Consider the following 15316-nt stretch of genomic DNA (forward strand, 5'->3'; position numbering starts at 1 on the left):
CTCCAACAAGAGATAACTCGCTGCGATGGTTGCTGAAGGTCGTCAGCGCATCGACAAGTGGCTGTTCTTTTCGCGCGCGATAAAATCGCGCTCGCTGGCGGCCAAGCTGGTTGTCGCCGGACGCGTCCGCATCAACAGCGACAAAGCAGCGCAGGCCTCCGATCTGGTCAAGCCTGGCGACGTTTTGACCATTACGCACGAGCGCCGTATTTTCATTTGGAAGGTGCTTGGCACCGGCGTGCGGCGCGGTCCGGCCGAGGAAGCACGCACGCTCTACGAGGACATGTCCCCGCCGCCGGCCCCAAAAGGCGAGGCTGTTGCCGATGCCATTCCGGCGCTGCGCGACGCCGGCAGCGGCCGGCCGACCAAGAAAGAGCGCAGGCAAACCGACCGGCTGTTCGGCGAAGACTGAAGCCTTGGCCGTCTGCGCCATGCCGGCGGTCTGGAATTTCATTCCGGACACGCGGGCCCCGCCTGCAATGGCTGCCCTTGCAAGCGGCAGGCAAAGGCGTTACCTCACCAAAAAAGCCGCCGCATCGGCCCGAAAATCGGAAATCGATTTTTCGGAAGGCACGATGCGCAGATTCAAAGTGTTAGAGCGTACTTTATGCGTCCAAGTGGACGCACGTCGCTCTAGTAAGAACGGGACGTCCCGGAGCCGACCAATGACCTATGTCGTGACCGACAACTGCATCAAATGCAAGTACATGGACTGCATCGAGGTCTGTCCGGTCGACTGCTTTTACGAGGGCGAGAACATGCTTGTCATACATCCCGACGAGTGCATCGACTGCGGTGTCTGCGAACCGGAATGCCCGGCCGATGCAATCAAGCCCGACACCGAGCCGGGCCTCGACAAATGGCTGCAGGTCAACACCGAATACGCCGAGAAATGGCCCAACATCACCGCCAAGAAGGAGCCTCCGGCAGATGCCAAGAGCTTCGACGGCGAAGCCGGCAAGTTCGAGAAATATTTCTCCGCCGAGCCCGGCGAAGGCGACTGAGCGCATGACCCTGAAATCGGAATCGATTTCGGAAAGGGTGATGCGCAAAGCGAAAAAGTGCGGCCTATTGGATCGTCATAACGCTGCGTAACGCGCATCATACATTAACTGCCTTGACAGGCGGCGATGTCGCTCGACCTTCGCGTTTGCAGCAAAACCTTGATTCTTCCGACTTTTTGTGCTACACCAGTTGAAACATGCCGGTGACACAACGTCGATTTATGGCGCAAGCGCCCCAAATCACTGAAAGGTGAAATCCCCAATCGGACCAGAGCGATCTGGGCCAGGCAGTCGCTATGTATGCGGTTTGCCGGTCCCGGCTTTTCCGATGGGTTCATCTGTTGTGCGGCTAACGATCGGTGTCCCCGGTCGCATGCGTTCGGACCGGCAGGCCGCCGGTGCCACAACAAGGAGTTCAGGGCGTAATGGCAACGATCACCCCGCAGAAGAAGTCCACCTCGGCACGCCACGGTTTCAAGACCGGCGAGTACATCGTCTATCCGGCACACGGCGTCGGCCAGATCGTCTCGATCGACGAGCAGGAAGTTGCGGGCCACAAGCTGGAACTGTTCGTCATCGACTTCCAGAAGGACAAGATGCGCCTGAAGGTTCCGGTCGCCAAGGCGACCTCCATCGGTATGCGCAAGCTGTCGGAAGAGGATTATGTCGAGCGCGCGCTGAAGGTCGTGCAGGGCCGCGCCCGCGTCAAGCGCACCATGTGGTCGCGCCGTGCGCAGGAATATGATGCCAAGATCAATTCGGGCGACCTGATCTCGATCTCGGAAGTCGTGCGCGACCTCTACCGTGCCGACAACCAGCCGGAACAGTCCTATTCCGAGCGTCAGCTCTATGAGGCGGCACTCGACCGCATGGCGCGCGAGATCGCGGCAGTCAACCGCATGTCGGAAACCGAAGCCGTGCGCCTGATCGAGGTCAACCTCAACAAGGGCCCGAAGCGCGGCGCCAAGGCCGACAATGAGGAAGCCGAGCAGGAAGAAGCTGCCTGATCGCTTTCACCGTCGAAATCATGAAAAACCCGGCCTTGTGCCGGGTTTTTGTTTTTACCCCCTTGTGGGGTTCCAAGGACGGGCGAGACCCGTGGCTCGCCCAGGCAGGGTCGCTGCGAAGCAGCGAGGATGGGGACGACACCAGACCGCACCCGGACCTTCCGTCCGACCTCCCCACAAGGGGAACGTAGAAGGCTCAGCCGCCGGCTTCCTTCTCCGCCTCCTGCTTCAGCGTCGCAATAAAACGCTTGGTCCGTTCCCGCTCCGGATTGCTGAACACCACGGTGGACGGCCCCTTCTCGACGACGACACCAGCATCGAGGAACACCACCTCCTGCGCGATCTTGGAGGCAAGGCGAAGGTCGTGCGTGGCCATCACCATGGTGGTGCCTTCGCTGGCGAGTTTTCCGAGCACGTCGACCACTTCCTGCGCCAGTTCCGGATCGAGCGCCGAGGTCGGCTCGTCGCAAAGCAGAACCTTGGGCGACGGCGCCAGGGCGCGGGCGATGGCCACACGCTGCTGCTGGCCGCCCGACAGCGTTGCCGGCCAATCGTCCGCCTTGTGCGCCATGCCGACCTTCTCGAGCAGCGCCAGTGCCCGCTCGCGCGCCTTTGCCGTCGGCCATTTGAGCACCGTCACCAGGCCTTCCATGACGTTCTCGATCGCGGTGCGATGCGGGAACAGCTGGAAGTTCTGGAACACCATGCCGGTCTGCAGCCGCAGGCGCTGGATGTCGCGGCTGGGGATCTTGATGCCGGGACGGAATTCCAGTGTCTCGTCGCCGATGCGCACCATGCCCGAGGTCGGGATCTCCAACAGGTTGATGCAGCGCAGCAGTGTGCTCTTGCCGCCGCCGGAGGGGCCGACGAGCGCGGTGACGCTGCCTTCGGCAATGGTGACCGTCACGCCCTTCAGCACCAGATTGTCGCCGAAGCGCTTTTCGATGTCGGTGAGGCCGATCATGAGCGCGCCTCCAGGAAGCCGCCATAGCGGTTGAGCCGCTCCTCCAGCCGCGTCTGCAAGGCCGAAAGCACCGAGCTCATCGCCAGATAAAGGATCGCCGCCTCGACATAGAGGATCAGCGGTTCATAGGTGGTGGCGACGATGCGCTGCGCCGCCTGGAACATCTCCGGCACGGTGATGGCGGCGGCGAGCGACGTGTCCTTGACCAGCGAGATGAAGGTGTTGGACAGCGGCGGCACGGCGACGCGGCCGGCTTGCGGCAGGATGGTGCGCCGCATCGCCTGGCTCCAGGTCATGCCGATCGAATAGGCCGCCTCCCACTGGCCCTTCGGCACCGAGCCGATCACGGCGCGGATGATTTCCGAACTGTAGGCGCCTATGTTGAGGGTGAAGCCAATCAGCGCCGCCGGAAAAGCGTCCAGCAATATGCCGACCGAAGGCAGGCCGTAAAAGATCAGGAACAGCTGCACCAGAAGCGGCGTGCCGCGGAAGATCCAGACATAGAAGCGGACCACGGCAACCAGAGGCTTGGGACCGAACAGCCGCACCAGGGCGACAACCAGGCCGACGAACAGGCCGAGTGCGAACGACAGCAATGTCAGCGGTACGGTGAAGATCAACGCCGCCCACAGCAGTGTCGGCAACGAGTCCAGCATCAGGTGTAGCCAGTGCGGCACGAACGGCTCCTCCCCCACAGACCGCCGCGGTGACGGCAGTGCGATTGTGTGCTTCTCATATCATGCGAAAAACGGCGAGCCGTCAAAGACGGCCCGCCGCTATTTGTCATTGCCGGCAAACCGCCGGGAGATGGTCTTTACTGCGAGACATCCTGGCCGAAATAAGTATCGGCGATCCTCTTGTAGGTGCCGTCGGCCTTGATGTCGGCCAGCGCCTTGTTGATCGCCGCGACCAGCTCCGGATCACCCTTGCGCACGATGACGCCGGAATAGTCGGCGTTCTCTTCCTGCGCGGCGATCTTCACATTGGCGTCCGGCTTGTGCTTCTTGAAGTCGAGGAAAGACAGGCTGTCATTGATGGTGGCGTCGGCGCGGCCGGTGAGCAGCAGCTGGATCGACTGGTCGAAGCCGTCGGTGCCGACGAGTTCGGCGCCGTTGGTCTCGGCGAGCTTGCCGAAATTCGATGTCAACGACTGTGCCGACTTCTTGCCCTTGAGGTCGGCGAAGGTCTTGATGTCGGTGTTGTCGCCGCGCACGATCAGCACGGCCTTGGAGGCGATGTAAGGATCGGAGAAATCGTACTTGGCCTTGCGCGCGTCGGTGATGCCGACCTCGTTGATCACGGCGTCGTAGCGGTTGGCGTCGAGGCCGGCGATCAGCCCGTCCCATTTGCCTTCGAGGAACTCGACCTTGACGCCGAGCTTGTCGCCGATCGCCTTGGCGATCTCGACGTCGAAGCCGACCAGCGCGCCGGAAGCATCATGATAGGTGAAGGGCGCATAGGTGCCTTCGGTGCCGACTTTGAGGGTGCCGGCCTGCTTGATCTGGTCAAGATTGGCGCCGGCATGGCCTGATGTAACAGCCAGAACCTGAAGCGTTCCGGCGACGATGAGCGAATTGAGCCATTTCATTTCTATGTGATCCCGTCCTTGGCCGGTGTCCGGCGCTTGTGAGAGCCGGAAACTGACAGATACAGCGCAGCAAAATAAGGAACCAGATTTCAAAAAAACGGCGATCCAGAAATCAGATTCTCAAAGCAGCTCGGATCGGTGCCAATAGACCCGATCTGCGGTGTCGATGCGCCCTGTCGGACCGCACAAAACAACCGCCATCGGCGGCGGAACCAATCCCCGGTGTGGCACGTTCATGGCTTGTTGTAGGGCGCCGCGTTTCCATTTCAAGAACCCTTGGCTGCGCTAGGCCCGAAGCAATTCCAGGAAAGTGGGAAAGCGGTTTCCTTCGGAATTGCGTCAAACAGAGATAACGGCCGCCAGGCCGTCCGAAAATGTCCGGGAGCAGGAGCGCGGCATGATCGAAGACACGGCAGGACGGACCATGGTCCGCACGGCAATGAAAGCCCCTTACCTCGAGCGCGATGAGGAACATGTTCTCGCCTTGCGCTGGAAGGAAGACCAGGATCAGCAGGCGCTGCATCAGATCACCGTCGCCCATATGCGGCTGGTCATCTCCATGGCTTCGAAATTCCGACATTACGGCCTGCCGCTCGGCGATCTGGTCCAGGAGGGCCATGTCGGGCTGCTGGAAGCAGCCGCGCGTTTCGAGCCGGAGCGCGAGGTGCGCTTCTCGACCTATGCGACATGGTGGATCCGCGCTTCGATGCAGGACTACATCCTGCGCAACTGGTCGATCGTTCGCGGCGGCACCTCTTCGGCGCAAAAGGCGCTGTTCTTCAACCTGCGGCGCCTGCGCGCCCGTCTTGCCAACGGCGCCGAGCCGATCTCCAACGCCACGCTCTACCGCGAAGTCTCGGTAGCGCTCGGCGTCTCCGAGGCCGATGTCGCGAAGATGGATTCCAGGCTTTCAGCACCTGACTCTTCGCTCAACGCACCGCTCGCCGACGAAGCCGGCACCACCGAGCGGATGGACTTCCTGATTTCGGACGATCCATTGCCTGACGAGGTCGCCGGCGACACCATCGACGTCGAACGGCGCCTGATGTGGCTGAAGACGGCGCTCCGCGCGCTCAATGCCCGCGAACTCAGGATCATCGAGGAGCGTCGGCTGACCGACGAAGGTGCGACGCTTGAGGCGCTCGGCGAGACGCTCGGCATTTCCAAGGAGCGTGTCCGGCAGATCGAGGCCCGCGCCATGGAAAAGCTCAAGCTCGCGCTGGTGAAGCAGAACCCCGAATTCATGGCAGCGTGAGATTGCCAGGAACAGGGGTACCGCCCCGAGTTATCTCAGAAAAGTTATTTCAGAAAAAAGCACTACGAAGGCTGGGGTTTCTGACGAAGACCGGCGCTATCTGTCCGTGACGATCTTGACCTTGTCGCCGGCCGAAACCGAGGCGCCCGGCGACATCGCGTTGAGCACGCGGAACAGATCGAGCTTGCGGTCGACGCCGACCATCTGCGCCGAAAGTGTGCCCATCGTCTGCCCGGCCTGTACCGTGACGACGCGGATATGCAGCGGCTTCAGTGCCGCTTTCTCGGTGGGGCTGAGCACGCGGAACGAACCGCTGACCGAGCGTGCCACCGGATCGAGTGTCGTGCTGGCCGAGGGGGCGGCCGTCAGCAGGCGATAGACTTGGCCGCCGGCGCGGATCACTGCAATGTCGAACTGCCAGCCATCGGCGCCGGCGTGCGCTGTCGCCGCCTCGTTGCCGTCGATCGTCTCCTGGCGCACACTGGTCTCGTCGAGACCGGCCACCCAGCCGCTTCTGATGTAGTCGGTCAGCGCACGATCCTTGTCGATCGACACACCGTCGAAGCGGATCGCCATGTCGCCGGGACCGGTCGCCGTCACCGCCGCTGCCGAATTGTCGATGATGAAGCCGTCGGGCACCGTGAACGATACGCCGAGGCCCGGATGCAGGAAGGTCTGGCCGCGCACATAGCCCTCTTCCGGCGTGTCGCCATAGAGCAGGCCGTCTATCCCGGCCAGGAAGGAATCGCGGTCGCGCGTGCCGATGCCCGGCGCGCCGAACTGGCGGGCGTGACGCTGCGCCAGATCAATTCGCTGCGGCGTGTTGGGGTGCGTAGCCAGGAAGTCGAGGCTGGCGTCGGTGGCGCCGCTGATCGAGCGGAAATCTGTATAGGCCGACATCGACTGTAGGAAACGCCCGGCGGCATAGGGATCGTAACCCGCCTCGCCGATCGACTTGATGCCGATGGCGTCTGCCTCCAGCTCCTGGTTGCGCGAGAACTGCGCCAGCCTCAGCTTGCCGCGGATCAATGCCTGCTTGGCGGTCGGGCTGTCGCCCAGCACATCGGAGACCACCTTGGTCGCCAGGCCTTCCTCGGCCTCGAGCTGCTGTCGCTGCAGACCATGATTGGCGGTGACGTGGCCCATCTCATGCGCGATGACGGCGGCGAGTTCGGCCGAATCATTGGCCAGCGCCAGCAGGCCGCGGGTGACGTAGAGATAGCCACCCGGCAGCGCGAAAGCGTTGACGTTGGGCGAATTGAGGATGGTGATGCGATAGGTCTGGGTCGGATTGGCCGACACCACGGTCAGGCTGCCGACAACCTTGGCCACCATGCGCTCGAGCTTGGGATCGGAATATTCGCCGCCATACGTGGCAAGGATGCGCGGATGCTGTGCCTTCGCCAGTTCGGCAAGCTTGCTGTTGGCGGCGACATTGTCGACCGTGATCGGCTTGTCGGAAGGCTGGAAGCCGGATTCCTGCACTTCGGGAGGCGTGAACATCTGGCAGCTGGCCAGCGCCACGGCAAGGCCGGCCAGCGCGAGGAAGCGCACCAGCGGTCTGCGTTTCAAAGTGTCAGTGCCGGTCGGCAGCACGGCGTTCCTTCAGCTCTCGGCGCATGATTTGGACCGGGGCCCGCGCCAGCGAAAAATCGGTTCTCGTTGGCAATCCTGCACATCAAAAAACCTACAGCGTTTACGCATCCGGCCGGGTGCGGCGCTGTAGGGGCAAATCACGGCTCGTGCCGGACCAGTACTAAGCGGACCTAGCCACATCGACTGGACCATGGCAAGCAAGCGCCACATCACCTGTAGCCGGTTTGGTCGTAAATTATGTCCGCTTCCGGGCAATATCGCGTGATCCGCCCGAACTTGCGCCGATATAGCGCCGAAACGCTTCAGGGCCAGTGCCGTCGAAAAAATCGCCGGCAGGTCCCGTGGCGGCAACGCTGCCATTGTCCAGAAAAACCATCTGCTCGCCGATACGGCGAGCGTCTTCCGGCTGATGCGTGACGAACAGCACCGTCATCGCCCGCTCGGCATGAACGCCGGCCACCAGGTCGAGCATGTCGTCGCGCAGTGCTGGCCCGAGCGAAGCGAACGGCTCGTCGAGCAGCAGCACCGGCCGGTCGCGCACCAGAACGCGGGCGAGCGCCACGCGCTGCCTTTCGCCGCCGGAGAGTTCGAGCGGCAGGCGCATTTCCTTGCCGGCCAGGCCGACGCGGTCAAGCGCCTCGGCGATTGCGGCGCGATCGGCGTCGGTCAGGTTGAGCGATGGCGAGCGGCCGAGCCCGACATTCTTCTCCACCGAGAGATGAGCAAACAGATTGTTTTCCTGGAATACCATCGACACCGGCCGCGCCGAAGGCGGCTTGGCGCCGACATCGGCGGCGCCGATCAGCACACGACCGGACTCCGGCGTCTCGAAACCAGCCACCAGATTGAGCAAGGTCGATTTGCCCGAACCACTTGCCCCCATGATGGCGGTGATCTTAGATGTATGGAATTCGACATCGAACAGGAATGACGTTTCGCCATAGCTGAACGAGACCTTGTCCAGCCGGACAGTCGTGCCTTTCTCCACAGCGGACGTCACGATCTCTCTCCCCGTCCCAGCCAGTCTGCCGCGACCACCAATGCAAGGCAGACCGCCCCGAGCAGCAAAGCCAGCCCGGCAGCATCGGCCGTGCGATAGCTGCCCATGCGCGCCAGCAGGAGATAGGGCAAGGTCTGTACCGAATCGCTGCCGAACAGCGCGATGACGCCGAGATCGCCGAGCGACAGCGCCATGGCGAAGGCAAAGCCGGTGGCCAGCGGCCGCCGGAGCGATGGCCAGTCGACCAGAAGCAGCCGGTTCCAGCCCGCAATGCCGAGCTGCGCGCACAGCTTTTCGTGGCGCTCGCTCGCCGCATCATAGGCCGGGCGCATCGCGCGGATGGCAAAGGGCATCGCCATCACCGCATTGACGGTGACGACCATGACCGGCGCGATGGCAAAGACATCGCTGACCGTGCGCAGCAGGAGAAACCAGCCGGCGCCGATGACAATGGGCGGCACGACGAGGACGAAGCCGGCGCCGGTGTCGGTGGCATGTTCGAGCAATGAACGGGCACTGGACCGGCGGCGCAGCGACAGTGCCCGCCGAGCCATGATCAGCGACAGCGACAGCGCCACCGAAAGTAGCGCCGCCGAGAGGGCGAGACCGGCGCTGGTCAGCGTCGCCTGACGCACGGCACTCTCGCCCGCCAGCCGGCCGAGATCGGCGCCGAGGCCGGAGGCAACGGTGGCCGCCATCGGTCCGGCGACGAACAGCAAGGCGAGCACGATCAGGACGGCGTTAAACGCTGTTTCTACTTTGCCGGCCAAGTGATAGCGCCGCGGCGCAACAGGCAAATTGGAGTCGCCGGTCACATTGGCGCCAAGCCGCGTCAGCGCCAGCATGACGGCAAAAGTCAGCGCGATCTGCAGCACCGTCAGCGTCACCGCCCGCGCCGGATCGAAGTCGAAACGCAGTGCCTGATAGATGGCGACTTCCAGCGTCGTCGCCGCCGGCCCGCCGCCGAGGATCAGGACGATGGTGAAGGAGGTGATGCAAAGCATGAAGACAAGCCCCGCGACGCCCGGCAGCGCGGCGCGCAGCACCGGCCACTCGATCAGCCGGAAGGCTGGCCTCGTCCCCATGCCGAGCTGGCTCGCCAGCCGCCATTGATCGGCCGGCACCGTGCCCAGCGCTTCGAGGAACAGCCGGGTGGCCAGCGGCAGGTTGAAGAAGACGTGGGCGACGAGGATGCCCGGCAGCCCATAGATGTCGGGCCAGCTCTGGCCACCGATCGCGGCGAAATAACCGGCGCGGCCATAGAGCGCCAGTATGCCCAGCGCTGCGACAATCGCCGGCAAGGCAAGGGGCACAGTAAACAGCTGCAGGATGAAGCCGCGTCCGAAGAAGCGCGGATGCCGCGACAGCGCGCGGGCGACGAACAGCGCCGGTACGACGGAAAGCAGCATCGAGAGCGCAGCCTGCCAGAGCGTGAAGCGGACAACGCGCAGGAGATAGAGGTCAAAGGCGGACGCGGCGCCGGAAAGGTCGTGCGCGCCTTCGCGGATAAGGCCGGCGAAGGCGCCACCGATCAGCAGCGCGATTGCCGCAAGCGCGACAATGCCGGCCGTGATGCGGGCGTCAGAGCGTTGCACTCTTTACCGGGCGTCGCGTTCCTTCGCGCCCCCCTCTGTCCTGCCGGACATCTCCCCCACAAGGGGGGAGATCAGCTATTTCCGCGCCCCGCTTATTCCTGCAACCTTGGCGACTGGCGAAATCGCCGACGATAGCCAATCTCCCCCCTCGTGGGGGAGATGTCCGGCAGGACAGAGGGGGGCGCCGTAGGGCACTCATCTTTCGATCATACAGCCAAAGCTACTTGCTCATCACCGCCAGCCATTCATCCACCCAGGCCTTGCGATTTGCCGCGAGCTCTTCCGGGCTGAACAGCAAGGTCTTCGCCGGCTTGACCAGCCTATCAAAAGCCGGATTGAGCGGCTTGTCGGTTTTCCCGGCCGGGAACATCCAGTTGGTCTCCGGAATGACATCCTGGAATTTCGGCCCGGTCATGAAGGCCAGGAACTTCGCCGCCAGCGGATTCTTCGCGCCCGTGGTGGTGATGCCGGCGACCTCGATCTGCAGATACTCGCCTTCCTCGAACGAGGCCGCCTGGTAGCGCCCGGTGTTCTCGGCCACCATGTGGTAGGCCGGCGACGTCGTATAGGAAAGCACCATCGGCGCCTCGCCCTTGGTGAACAGGCCGTAGGCCTCGCTCCAGCCCGGCGTCACCGTCAGCACTTTGCCCTTGAGTTTCGCCCAGGCTTCCGGCGCCTTGTCGCCATAGACCGACTTGACCCACAGCAGCAGGCCGAGGCCCGGCGTCGACGTCCTCGGATCCTGGATGACGATCTTGTCGGCGGCATCGCCCTCGACCAGTTCCTTCAGGCTCTTCGGCGGGCTCTTCAGCTTTTCGGTGTCGTAGACGACGGCGAAATAACCATAATCATAGGGCACGAAAGTGTCGTCGCTCCAGCCGCCCGGCACGTTGTTTTCAGCCACCGCGCCATGTGGGACAAACAGGCCGGAAGCCTTGGCTTCCGCAGTGAGGTTGGTGTCGAGACCAAGCACGATATCGGCCTTGGTCGAGGCACCTTCGAGCTCGACGCGGTTGAGCAGCGCGACGCCGTCGGCCACCGAGACGAAGTCGACGCTGCAGCCGCACTCGGCTTCGAATTCCTTCTTCACCTGGGGGCCCGGACCCCAGTCGGCAGTGAAACTCTCATAGGTATAGATCGTGAGTTTTTCCTGCGCGGACGCAGGGCTTGCCAGTAGCGAAACAGCAAGCCCCAGCGCTGGGACAAGACGGGACAAAAACATGCGCATCGGCGCCTCCTTCATTCGTGTTGAAAGGAATTGAGGCGTCGGGCTGTCCGAAGCGTCTAATCCCTCCGCCGGTACAAACCGGATCAGGTTCAGCGGGTTGGCGAGACTGCCTCTCAGCCGGTCCGCGAAGATCGCGTCCGGCACCCCGTTAGAGCGTTTCGACACATAGGCCCGGCCAAGGTGCCACGCAAGCGGAAGTTTGCCCGAGCATGATCCCGGAAAGTGGAATCCGTTTCCGGAAAAAGATCATGCTCCAACAAAGAGTGACGGTGCCGCTCGGCCTTCCGTTTCGTCGGCGGGGCTGGTAAGGGCCAGCGGATATGAGCACATTCACCATCTTGCTTGGCGGCGATCTCGTCCGCACGCCGCGGCTCGACCGCCAGGTCGCGGGCACGCGCGTCATCGCCGCCGACGCCGGCATCGGTCATGCCCGCCTGATCGGCCTGATGCCGGAGCTGTGGGTCGGCGATTTCGATTCCGTGCCGGCGGACCTGCCTGCCGATCTCGCCGCCGTGCCGCGGGAGGTGTTTCCTTCCGAAAAGGACAAGACCGATGGCGAACTGGCGATCGCGGCGGCATTGGAACGCGGCGCCACCAGCCTGGTGCTGGCCGGCGCTTTCGGCGGCAAGCGCGCCGACCACGCCTTCCTCCATCTGGCGCTCAGCCTGCGGCTGGCCGAGGCCGGCACAAAAGTGCTGTTGACCAGCGGAGCGCAGGAAGGCGCCCCTTTGCTGCCCGGCAAGGCCGGCTTCGACTATGCCGACGGAACGCTGTTTTCGGTGCTCGGCTTTTCCGATCTTTCGGGCCTCACGGTGTCCGGCGCGAAGTGGCCGCTCGACCATGTCGAGGTCGTGTTCGGCTCGTCGCTGACCATCTCGAACGAGGTCAAGTCCAACAAGACCGGGGGCCGCCTCGAAATCGAGCTCGGCCATGGCCGCGCGCTGCTGCTCGCCCACCCCTATCCCTTGCCTGAAAGCTGACATGGCCCCGCCCCTTCTCAACCTCGACGGCATAAGACTGACCTTTGGCGGCACGCCGCTGCTCGATGGCGCCGAACTGACGGCGTCCGCCGGTGACAAGATCGCGCTCGTCGGCCGCAACGGCTCCGGCAAGTCGACGCTCCTGAAGATTGCCGCCGGTCTGATCGAGCCGCAAGACGGCGAGGTCTTCCGCCAGCCTTCGGCAACGGTGCGCTATCTCCCGCAAATGCCCGACATGGACGGCTTTGCCAATGTGCGTGCCTATGTCGAGGCCGGGCTTGGGCCTGCCGACGATCCCTACCGCGCCACATATCTGATGGAGCATCTCGGCCTCGCCGGCACGGAGAACCCCAACGATCTCTCCGGTGGCGAGGCGCGCCGCGCAGCACTTGCCCGCGTCATGGCGCCCGAACCCGATATTCTGCTGCTTGACGAGCCGACGAACCATCTCGATTTGTCGGTCATCGAATGGCTGGAAGAAGAGCTTGTCCGGACATCTTCGGCGCTGATCGTCATCTCGCACGACCGTCGCTTCCTCGAACGCGTCTCGCGCGCCACTGTCTGGCTCGACCGTGGCCAGACCCGCCGCCTCGACAAGGGCTTTGGCCATTTCGAGGAATGGCGCGACCTTGTGCTGGAAGAGGAAGAGCGCGAACAGCACAAGCTGGGCCGCCAGATCGTGCGCGAGGAGCATTGGCTGCGCTATGGCGTGACGGCTCGCCGCAAACGCAACATGCGCCGCCTGGGCGAACTGCAGACCATGCGCCAGCGTTTTCGCGGCCATCGCGGCGCCGAGGGCTCGGCCACCATGGTGGCCAGCGACGCCGCCGAATCCGGCAAGCTGGTGATCGAGACCAAGAACATCGAAAAGAGCTTTGGCGACCTCACCGTGGTCAAAGGCTTCTCGACCCGCATTCAGCGCGGCGATCGCATCGGCCTTGTCGGGCCGAACGGCGCCGGCAAGACGACGCTGTTGAAGATGCTCACCGGCGAGATGAAGCCCGACGCCGGCTCGGTGCGGCTCGGCACCAATCTGGAAATCGCCACGCTCGACCAGAAGCGCGAGGCGGTCGATCCGGCCGAGACCCTGGCGCAGTATCTCACGGACGGGCGCGGCGAAAACCTCGTCATCAATGGCGAGCAGCGCCATGTCGTGTCCTACATGAAGGATTTCCTGTTCAAGCCGGAACAGGCGCGCACCCCGGTGCGCGAGCTGTCCGGCGGCGAACGGGCGCGGCTGCTCCTGGCGCGTGTTCTGGCGCGGCCGGCCAACCTTCTGGTGCTCGACGAGCCGACCAACGATCTCGACATGGAGACGCTGGAACTGTTGCAGGAACTTGTCGCCGGCTTTGCCGGCACGGTCATCCTGGTCAGCCACGACCGCGACTTCCTCGACCGCACCGTCACCAGCATCATCGCCCCGGACGGAGGCGGCCGCTGGATCGAATATGCCGGTGGCTATTCCGACATGCTGGCGCAGCGCGGCGGCACCCGGCTCGACGACCGCAAGGCGCGCGCCAAGGCCGAAGCTAGCGATGCGCCGGCGCCGGGCAAGAGCGAGCCGGTAGCGCCAAAAGGGCCGTCGAAGAAACTGTCGTTCAAGCAGAAATTCGCCCTGGAATCGCTGCCCAAGAAGATCGAGGCGGTAATGGCCTCGATCTCGCGGTTGGAAAACAACATTGCCGATCCCGCCTATTACGAGCGCGACCCGGCCTCGTTCCAAAAGACCATCGCTGCCCTCGACAAGGAGCGCCTCACGCTGGCAGAGCTTGAGGAGGAATGGCTGGAATTGGAAATGCTGCGTGAGGAGATGGAGGGGTAGCATTGCCTGCGGTCTTTATGCGCGTATATTGTGCGCATGAAAGGAGGCATCTCCGTGCTTCAATCGACGCCAAAAACTCAGCGGACCTCTGTCAACACGTCCATTGACTCTCAGTTGATCAAGGACGCCAAAGCGTTGGGCATCAACATCTCCCGCGCTGCCGAAGCAGGGATCGCGAAAGCGATTGCGGCGGAGAAAACGCGTCGATGGCAAGAAGAAAACAGGGAAGCCATCGAAAGCTCCAACGAATATGTCCGAAAGAACGGACTGCCATTGGCTAAACACCGGCCGTTCTGATGGCGCGTTACGATTTCTATCGGAGTACCGAGAGCGACGGTTATCTTCTCGACGTGCAGTCAGATATGCTTGAAGGGCTGAGCACGAGGGTGGTCGTTCCTTTGATGCCGCCCGAGATTGCCCCGCTTCCTGGCCGCCGCCTGAACCCGACCTTCGCTATAAACGGCAAAGATCTTGTGATGGTCACACAGTTTGTGTCGGCCTTCAGCGCGTCCGAATTGCGGATGCCAGAGGGAAACCTTTCTAGACATCACGACGACATCGTCGCCGCGCTCGACATGCTGTTCCAGGGCTTCTGAGCGAAGGCAGCCGCTCCAGCGCGCCATCAGCCCGCCGTCTTCGACTGCCAGGCCTTCAGCGCCTCGTCGAACACCTTCTCGCCGGGGATGCCCTTTTCCATGGTCAGAAGCGCCCGGCGTCCGGTCTTATAGACCACCGGCACGTCGATCCAGTCCTGGCCCCGAAGCAAGGTCAGATTGGCGTCCTCGTCGGCCTTGGTGTCGTTGAGCGCCACCAGGAAGAAGCCGTCGGCGATCTTGGCCGGAATGCCGATCAGCGGGCTGCCGGCATCCTGTTCCGAACTCTTCATGGCGACGCGCAGGATGTTGTCGACGCCACCGCCGTCAAAGCCCTCGGGCGTCAGGAAGATCATCTCGATGATGTGGCTGGCCGGCAGCGTCTGGTCGGTATTGCGGCGGATGGTCATGCGCAGCTGGATGTCCTTGCCGGGAATGGTCGCCTCGGCGCGGATCGCCGGCTCGGGCGGCAGGTCGCCGCCGGGCGATTCCTGCACCAGCGACCAGACGATGCTGCCGGGTTCGGCCGAACCTTGCGCGGTCGAGGTGCGTTCCTCGTAGAAGATCGCCTTCTGGCCGACCGCAACGGGGGGCGCGGGAGCGGCGGCCGCCGGCGCAGCGGGCGGCGTGCCGGCCGCGGGCGGCGTGGCGGCGGCCGGTGCTGCCCCGTTGGCCGGCGGAGCG

At 63.4% G+C, this 15316-nt stretch carries 15 protein-coding genes, 1 pseudogene and 1 riboswitch; of the genes and pseudogenes, 8 read left to right on the forward strand and 8 right to left on the reverse strand.

The features are described 5' to 3' along the window. Positions 1–25 precede the first annotated feature (25 nt). The 3 genes from NKI35_RS29080 to NKI35_RS29090 all read left to right on the forward strand — a co-directional run bounded on the left by NKI35_RS29080 (position 26) and on the right by NKI35_RS29090 (position 2011). Positions 26–412, forward strand: a complete 387-nt coding sequence (locus tag NKI35_RS29080; protein WP_023673663.1) for an RNA-binding S4 domain-containing protein — start codon at positions 26–28, stop codon at positions 410–412. A gap of 253 nt (positions 413–665) precedes the next feature. Beyond that, on the forward strand, positions 666–1004 hold the full coding sequence (gene fdxA / locus NKI35_RS29085; protein WP_013529180.1) for a ferredoxin FdxA: 339 nt from the start codon (positions 666–668) through the stop codon (positions 1002–1004). A 425-nt stretch (positions 1005–1429) separates the two neighbouring features. Beyond that, positions 1430–2011, forward strand: a complete 582-nt coding sequence (locus NKI35_RS29090; RefSeq protein ID WP_023673664.1) for a CarD family transcriptional regulator — start codon at positions 1430–1432, stop codon at positions 2009–2011. A 196-nt stretch (positions 2012–2207) separates the two neighbouring features. Here NKI35_RS29090 and NKI35_RS29095 read toward each other — a convergent pair whose 3' ends face one another. From NKI35_RS29095 to NKI35_RS29105, 3 genes are all read right to left on the reverse strand, one after another. Continuing rightward, the gene (locus NKI35_RS29095) at positions 2208–2975 is read right to left on the reverse strand and encodes an amino acid ABC transporter ATP-binding protein (RefSeq protein WP_023673665.1); all 768 of its coding nucleotides are present in this window, start codon (positions 2973–2975) and stop codon (positions 2208–2210) included. Beyond that, positions 2972–3652 (reverse strand): amino acid ABC transporter permease, encoded by a 681-nt coding sequence (locus tag NKI35_RS29100; RefSeq protein WP_023693608.1) that lies wholly within the window; start codon positions 3650–3652, stop codon positions 2972–2974. The genes NKI35_RS29095 and NKI35_RS29100 overlap by 4 nt, the downstream gene beginning before the upstream one ends. Positions 3653–3789: 137 nt before the next feature. Next, complete coding sequence (locus NKI35_RS29105; RefSeq protein ID WP_023707253.1) at positions 3790–4563, reverse strand: amino acid ABC transporter substrate-binding protein; 774 nt, start codon at positions 4561–4563, stop codon at positions 3790–3792. 397 nt (positions 4564–4960) lie between these two features. Between NKI35_RS29105 and NKI35_RS29110 the strand changes: the two genes are divergently transcribed. Beyond that, positions 4961–5818: an RNA polymerase factor sigma-32 gene (locus NKI35_RS29110; protein WP_023731851.1), complete on the forward strand. Its 858-nt coding sequence runs from the start codon at positions 4961–4963 to the stop codon at positions 5816–5818. Positions 5819–5914: 96 nt separating this feature from the next. Here NKI35_RS29110 and NKI35_RS29115 read toward each other — a convergent pair whose 3' ends face one another. The 4 genes from NKI35_RS29115 to thiB all read right to left on the reverse strand — a co-directional run bounded on the left by NKI35_RS29115 (position 5915) and on the right by thiB (position 11237). Then, complete coding sequence (locus NKI35_RS29115; RefSeq protein ID WP_352742253.1) at positions 5915–7321, reverse strand: M48 family metalloprotease; 1407 nt, start codon at positions 7319–7321, stop codon at positions 5915–5917. A 328-nt stretch (positions 7322–7649) separates the two neighbouring features. Next, the gene (thiQ, locus tag NKI35_RS29120) at positions 7650–8414 is read right to left on the reverse strand and encodes a thiamine ABC transporter ATP-binding protein (RefSeq protein WP_352742241.1); all 765 of its coding nucleotides are present in this window, start codon (positions 8412–8414) and stop codon (positions 7650–7652) included. Continuing rightward, positions 8411–10009, reverse strand: coding sequence for a thiamine/thiamine pyrophosphate ABC transporter permease (gene thiP / locus NKI35_RS29125; RefSeq protein WP_352742243.1), 1599 nt, complete (start codon positions 10007–10009; stop codon positions 8411–8413). The genes thiQ and thiP overlap by 4 nt, the downstream gene beginning before the upstream one ends. A 220-nt stretch (positions 10010–10229) precedes the next feature. Beyond that, positions 10230–11237 carry a thiamine ABC transporter substrate binding subunit gene (thiB, locus tag NKI35_RS29130; RefSeq protein ID WP_352742245.1) on the reverse strand — a complete coding sequence of 336 codons (1008 nt, stop codon included), beginning with the start codon at positions 11235–11237 and terminating at the stop codon, positions 10230–10232. A 43-nt stretch (positions 11238–11280) separates the two neighbouring features. Beyond that, positions 11281–11395: riboswitch (TPP riboswitch) on the reverse strand. 162 nt (positions 11396–11557) lie between these two features. Here thiB and NKI35_RS29135 point away from each other — a divergent pair. Genes NKI35_RS29135 through NKI35_RS29150 form a run of 4 tightly spaced genes read left to right on the forward strand, consistent with a single transcriptional unit; the run spans position 11558 to position 14635 of the window. Next, on the forward strand, positions 11558–12217 hold the full coding sequence (locus tag NKI35_RS29135) for a thiamine diphosphokinase (protein ID WP_352742247.1): 660 nt from the start codon (positions 11558–11560) through the stop codon (positions 12215–12217). A 1-nt stretch (position 12218) separates the two neighbouring features. Then, a complete protein-coding gene (locus NKI35_RS29140) occupies positions 12219–14039 on the forward strand; it encodes an ABC-F family ATP-binding cassette domain-containing protein (RefSeq protein WP_352742248.1) in 1821 nt (606 codons plus the stop codon). Positions 14040–14093: 54 nt separating this feature from the next. After that, positions 14094–14336: a type II toxin-antitoxin system CcdA family antitoxin gene (locus NKI35_RS29145; protein WP_023693600.1), complete on the forward strand. Its 243-nt coding sequence runs from the start codon at positions 14094–14096 to the stop codon at positions 14334–14336. Beyond that, the gene (locus tag NKI35_RS29150) at positions 14336–14635 is read left to right on the forward strand and encodes a CcdB family protein (RefSeq protein WP_023673676.1); all 300 of its coding nucleotides are present in this window, start codon (positions 14336–14338) and stop codon (positions 14633–14635) included. The genes NKI35_RS29145 and NKI35_RS29150 overlap by 1 nt, the downstream gene beginning before the upstream one ends. 26 nt (positions 14636–14661) lie before the next feature. On the opposite strand, the pseudogene NKI35_RS29155 reads toward NKI35_RS29150, so the two are convergent. Then, a pseudogene (locus NKI35_RS29155) lies at positions 14662–15316 on the reverse strand (hypothetical protein); the annotation flags it as partial.

This window comes from Mesorhizobium sp. M0676 (assembly GCF_040320535.1).
In the GTDB taxonomy this organism is placed as follows: domain Bacteria; phylum Pseudomonadota; class Alphaproteobacteria; order Rhizobiales; family Rhizobiaceae; genus Mesorhizobium.

What these genes read in the sequence shown, in the direction of transcription:
- NKI35_RS29080 (WP_023673663.1), top strand. Translation starts at nt 26, where the DNA reads ATGGTTGCTGAAGGTCGTCAGCGCATCGACAAGTGGCTGTTCTTTTCG.
- NKI35_RS29150 (WP_023673676.1), top strand. Translation starts at nt 14,336, where the DNA reads ATGGCGCGTTACGATTTCTATCGGAGTACCGAGAGCGACGGTTATCTT.
- NKI35_RS29140 (WP_352742248.1), top strand. Translation starts at nt 12,219, where the DNA reads ATGGCCCCGCCCCTTCTCAACCTCGACGGCATAAGACTGACCTTTGGC.
- fdxA (WP_013529180.1), top strand. Translation starts at nt 666, where the DNA reads ATGACCTATGTCGTGACCGACAACTGCATCAAATGCAAGTACATGGAC.
- NKI35_RS29110 (WP_023731851.1), top strand. Translation starts at nt 4,961, where the DNA reads ATGATCGAAGACACGGCAGGACGGACCATGGTCCGCACGGCAATGAAA.
- thiB (WP_352742245.1), bottom strand. Translation starts at nt 11,237, where the DNA reads ATGCGCATGTTTTTGTCCCGTCTTGTCCCAGCGCTGGGGCTTGCTGTT.
- NKI35_RS29095 (WP_023673665.1), bottom strand. Translation starts at nt 2,975, where the DNA reads ATGATCGGCCTCACCGACATCGAAAAGCGCTTCGGCGACAATCTGGTG.
- NKI35_RS29135 (WP_352742247.1), top strand. Translation starts at nt 11,558, where the DNA reads ATGAGCACATTCACCATCTTGCTTGGCGGCGATCTCGTCCGCACGCCG.
- NKI35_RS29090 (WP_023673664.1), top strand. Translation starts at nt 1,430, where the DNA reads ATGGCAACGATCACCCCGCAGAAGAAGTCCACCTCGGCACGCCACGGT.
- NKI35_RS29105 (WP_023707253.1), bottom strand. Translation starts at nt 4,563, where the DNA reads ATGAAATGGCTCAATTCGCTCATCGTCGCCGGAACGCTTCAGGTTCTG.
- NKI35_RS29115 (WP_352742253.1), bottom strand. Translation starts at nt 7,321, where the DNA reads ATGTTCACGCCTCCCGAAGTGCAGGAATCCGGCTTCCAGCCTTCCGAC.